At 52.9% G+C, this 4669-nt stretch carries 4 protein-coding genes; 2 read left to right on the top strand and 2 right to left on the bottom strand.

The features are described 5' to 3' along the window. On the top strand, window positions 1-548 hold a 548-nt coding region (locus N7650_RS27765; RefSeq protein WP_279900894.1), incomplete at its 5' end, for a hypothetical protein. A gap of 81 nt (window positions 549-629) precedes the next feature. On the opposite strand, the gene N7650_RS27760 is transcribed toward N7650_RS27765, so the two are convergent. After that, window positions 630-1685, bottom strand: a complete 1056-nt coding sequence (locus N7650_RS27760) for a hypothetical protein (protein WP_279900892.1) — start codon at window positions 1683-1685, stop codon at window positions 630-632. Between the two features lie 268 nt (window positions 1686-1953). On the opposite strand from N7650_RS27760, the gene N7650_RS27755 reads away from it, so the two are divergent. Beyond that, the gene (locus N7650_RS27755; protein ID WP_279900891.1) at window positions 1954-2289 is read left to right on the top strand and encodes a hypothetical protein; all 336 of its coding nucleotides are present in this window, start codon (window positions 1954-1956) and stop codon (window positions 2287-2289) included. On the opposite strand, the gene N7650_RS27750 is transcribed toward N7650_RS27755, so the two are convergent. After that, window positions 2290-4545: a DotA/TraY family protein gene (locus tag N7650_RS27750; protein WP_279900889.1), complete on the bottom strand. Its 2256-nt coding sequence runs from the start codon at window positions 4543-4545 to the stop codon at window positions 2290-2292. It abuts the gene before it with no gap. Window positions 4546-4669: the final 124 nt, after the last annotated feature.

The following is a 4669-nucleotide window of genomic DNA, read 5'->3' as shown; positions in this document are numbered from 1 at the left end:
GGTTTTATATCTACCATGAGGTCAGTGGCACCGGATTTGTTGATAGAGAGATTGAGCGTGTAAGGATAGACTTTGTAATCAGGGCAAGGGATGAGCTTGTTGCGTGTGGCTTTACTGATAAGTATATCGGGGTGGAGGTCAAGTATTTAAGTCCAGTGACCGGAAAAGGATTTCATGGTAAGAGCTCTAGAGGAGTGTTCCAGGCCCTTAGCTATTGGTATAGCGGAGCTAGATGGGATCTGCCTGATGAAAGTGGTGTTGAGTTGGCCACTGTATTAATGTTTAGCAATCTTTCGTTTCAGGATGAGTCGGATTATGTTTTTGGTAGTTATGACTCCCATTATAGAAAGGTCTGGAAGTCATATCTTAGTGTCGCTAATCACGCTAATGTGGGTGAGCTAACCGTCAAGATTTGGAATGGTGCTGTTGACTCTTGGGCTATGGAGTATGATGGCTCTAAATATTTTTCGGTAAGCAATTGGCGTGGTCCCGCGAAGGGTAACCCAAATGTCATCGCGAAACGAAGAATTGGTAGCATGAAAAGATAAATCTTCTTTGTAGTTGCCTGGGGCAGGGCGGCCGTTGTCTATTATGCTGAAAGTAGGCAGCTTGGCGCTGCCCTACATGAGTTAGTGATATTTTTTACGGGTTGAGCATGCTGAAACTCCACTTGGAGTAGGTGTTCGAGTGTTCAAGACGGTTCGTGCTGCCGTAACTTTGCAAGGCCGCAGCCCCTCGCTACCTTGTCCTACTTGGAATTGCCCGTAGCTACTAGAAGTTTTGTTTACGCAGTGCCCCAGCGCAGCCGAGATGTCTTCATCAGTCAACCCGTGCCGCTTCCAATCACTTGCTGCGGCATTGCGCAAATGATAGGGACATATTCTAAATTTCAGTCTGGGCCACAATTTCTGTCCAGCTGACGACAACGATGCACGCCAGTTGCTAGTTTTCTCAACTTGAACAAATGTCTCGATTCTTTCCGTATCCGAGCCAATATTTTGGCAGACCTCAAATAGAGCCCTAACCAGTGGGCTTTGATCGATCCGATAGGTGATTTCGCGCCAGGGCTGACCTTTCTGGTCGGTGACCTTGATTCCGTTGTCGATGCGGACAGTCAACAGCTCGTTTTCTTTGGAACAAATCACTTTGACTCCCTTCTCAAGCTCGCCTGGCCGACATCCAGACACTGCTTCCACCAGGTACGCGAGCTCATACTTGCTACCCTCAAATTGCTTATGTAGTTGATTCCGCCAATCGCTCGATAGATTTTTTAGGTCAGATCGTTTGGATTTCCGTCTTACTGTATTTTCGAGAGGGCACTGTCCTTTGTGTCCATCTACAATACTCAAAATTTCAACTACTTCCTCGATCACCGCTACGTGGTGTCTAACTGCGTTCATATCACCTATACGCTGGGCTGCATCTTGTCTCCGTATCGCTTCCTGAAGCTGAATGCGACAACAGTGCAATGTTGCGGCTACTCGTCTCCTATATGTGGACTTACTTCGAGTCGCGCAAATCGCTGACCATAGTTTCTCTGGATCAGCCCCTTCCTCGCCAACCATACGGTTATATTCGCGAACGTAACCATCGTCGGTTGAACTAGTTAGCTTTTTTGGTGGCATTTCATTTATTCGTTGGCGGGCAGTTTTTACGATCTCGAAGATCTCTTCCTGGGTTTTCATAGTGCAATCTCCAGTGACCTAAGTCGTTTGAGCTGGCTGGCTGAAGGGGCACCTTTCGCTACGCGAATCGCCGTTCCGGCGACCGGTGCCCACATTCACGCAGCTGCGTGAATGTGATTTCTTTTTAGGTCACTTACGACCTATTCTTTTTAGGTCACGCATGACTCATCGATTTTTAGGTCACATGTGACTTTTTCTTTGCCTTATTCTTGTGCAGCTTAAACAAGTTTGCTTGAATACTCTCATCGCCTATGCATGGAGACTTTCAATGTCATCCTCCGGATATCAAGTTGGCTTATCTGCTGGTTACGCTCACTCTCGCGCAACCCAAGCGTCATACGAAGCTGTAATTGATGAGTGGCGCTTGCACTCAGAGAACCTGAAACGTCAGGTAAACGCTTTGAATGAGCGTATCGAAATCATGCAAGGCCACTTTGAGGCGAATAACTATGTTTTGCTTCTATTGCTGGAGGAGTTAAGAAAGACCTCTCCTAACTCTCCACTGCTGGCAAAGGAAAACAGAGATTCGCTTCGTCAGAAGGCCTTTGATAGATATCTTGAGGATCGCGAATATGAGGGGCAAAGTGCACGCCTTCGGAGGTAATTAACCTCCAGGAGGCGGCCCACCCAGCAGTGTGCTGTTGTCTGGCATGCTTCGGCCAGGAGTAGAGTTATCTGGCCCCTTGGAGTGTTTTGCCCCGCCACCCAGACCACCTGCGGCCCCGTGCTTCGTTTCCCTGACGCCGGCGACAAACACATCTTGGCCGCTGTCACCCGTGCGCTCCGCGTCGGCGATACCACCAGTAGATCCGTTGCCGATCCAGCGCAAAATATTATCGGGGACCCAATGGATCAAGCTGAACACGATATGGACAACCGTCGTCATCATCACCACATAGATGGCCACGTAAGCGATAAAGCTGACGATGCCCGTCATGCTGTCGGCCTGGATCCCCGAGACAACTGACATGAAGGCCGCGTTGATGTAGCCAACGATTGGCTGGGTTAGCAGCATCCCGCCGATGAGGCCGAACAGCATCAGTGCCGGGCGCATCACCAACGACAGGATCATCATGTACCCCTGTCCAGCTCGGCCAACAGCATCGTCTCCATCCGGGTGGATGTGGGCCACAGCGAACAGTGGGGCCGCAATTACCGACTCCAGGACAAGGACGAACCAGTTCACGATCGAGGTCACCCAGGTGATGAAAGGGATCATCGGGACGTAGGTGCTGAGCGTCACGCCGAAAGCGAACAGCAAAATCAACAGCGTGGTGATGATGCCCGAGAGGAACTGGAAGACTGCGCCGGCATCGAAGCCCACCTTCACCGTGGCCTGTGCTGCCCAGGAGTTCGCGACGCCGGTGGCGCTGGCCATGGCCGCGAGCATCACTTCACCGGTTGTCACAATGACGTCGCCGAAGCTCTTCATCTGGCTCATATGGTTGAGGTTGGAGCCGGCGATGCTCTGTGTCATCTGGTTGATCGCGCCCATGAATGGGGCGGAGATCATCTTCTTGACGTACTCCCATGCCCCTTCACCATCGCGGGGCTCTCGCACGTTGGTCTCGGCGTAGTAGGTGTTGCGGACCGAGTCGACGCGGTGCTTGGCATACTCGTCGGCAGTGAGCATCGTATCGGCGTAGGTCTGGAGCGTCTCCTTGGTTTCTTTGTCGACGATGGCAATAGGGTCGGCTGCCGGCAGACCGTTCAACGTGGATTGCATCACGTCGTTCATTTTGACGATGTGGTTGTACCAGGTGCCGGCGAACAGCCAGCCGCCGTCCTTGGCGGCCTTGAGGAAGTCCGCTGCAGCGAGATCACTGGTTTGCATTACGGCCGTCTTGGCGGCGGCGCGAAGCGAGTTCTCGTAGGTGTTCGCTGCGGCGTCTATCACGCCCGGGGCCGGTTTTTGCCCGGCGACGATCTGCTGTGCCGTCGGCCGGATATCCTGGATCATCTGCTGGATGGCTTTGGCGTGGGCCGCGAGAATCGGCTCTTTGATGACCTTAGTATTTGAATTTCCTTCGCTCGCTTCCCATGATTGTTTCCAGGTGAGTGCACCGCACACATCGGGATTTATGTAGGACTTGTCGTTTGCCTTCCACTTGTAGTCGGTGACGTTATAGCTCGCCTTGTTGTACTTCTGCACCATGTTGATGCCGCCGTAGACCGGTATGGCATCGGTGATGTCAACGTCGATCTCCCCGGTATTGACGACCTTGCGGGTGGATGCGACAGCCTGGATGCGCGTCGACCTGCCTGAGGCCTCAAACTGCTTGTTCATCGCCGCGGCGCAGACTTCGAATTTCAGGATGTTGGCTGCGAGCGGCCTAGAATCAGGGATCAGCGGGCGCGACAACATCCCGTCCTTGCCGATCTGGTCGACGGCCTGGCTCCAGATAGCATCGCCTACACCCACGCCCTGTATCGCGAGCCATAACACCATAATCTGGATCAGCGAATACCCATGGCCCAAAGGTAAGAGTAACGCGCCGCCTGCGGCAGTACGCATCGGGATCCAAATGTCACTCATCTTCCGGCCGAGGACCTCCCCGTCCTGAGCGGAGTCGACGGTGCCTTTGATCGTGGTGTAGGCGATAAAGAGCATGCCCAAGAACATCACGGCACCACCGAAAACGGACATCATGCTTCCAAGCACGTCTTCGGTTTCGCCACCCCCCACGTTTCCACCGGAGTGAATGGTGCCGACGATCGAGCCGAAGACTTCCTCCAGGAAGTCGACAGAGGTATCGCCTGGCGGTGGGGTGAACTGGTTCAGTCCGCCTGAAGAGTCAGCGTGAGCTGTGCCTCCGAAAAAAGCGGCCAGAAGTAGGCAAAGCAGCAGCGATTTTTTCATCTGGCTGTCCCCCGCTGTGCTGGCGGTAAAACTAAGGGCACGGCGCTAGCGTCAAACACATACAGCAACGCATACGGGATGCCGGCGAGCGCATAAAACTGACTCCCACCGGACAAATACTGTT

It is taken from the genome of Pseudomonas sp. GD04058, from assembly GCF_029836855.1.
GTDB lineage: Bacteria > Pseudomonadota > Gammaproteobacteria > Pseudomonadales > Pseudomonadaceae > Aquipseudomonas > Aquipseudomonas bharatica.
Note: the sequence above shows the minus strand (reverse complement) of the source record. Positions and strands in the feature narration are given on the sequence as shown.

Coding starts and splice junctions, on each gene's coding strand:
- N7650_RS27750 (WP_279900889.1), bottom strand. CDS start 4,545: ATGAAAAAATCGCTGCTGCTTTGCCTACTTCTGGCCGCTTTTTTCGGA.
- N7650_RS27760 (WP_279900892.1), bottom strand. CDS start 1,685: ATGAAAACCCAGGAAGAGATCTTCGAGATCGTAAAAACTGCCCGCCAA.
- N7650_RS27755 (WP_279900891.1), top strand. CDS start 1,954: ATGTCATCCTCCGGATATCAAGTTGGCTTATCTGCTGGTTACGCTCAC.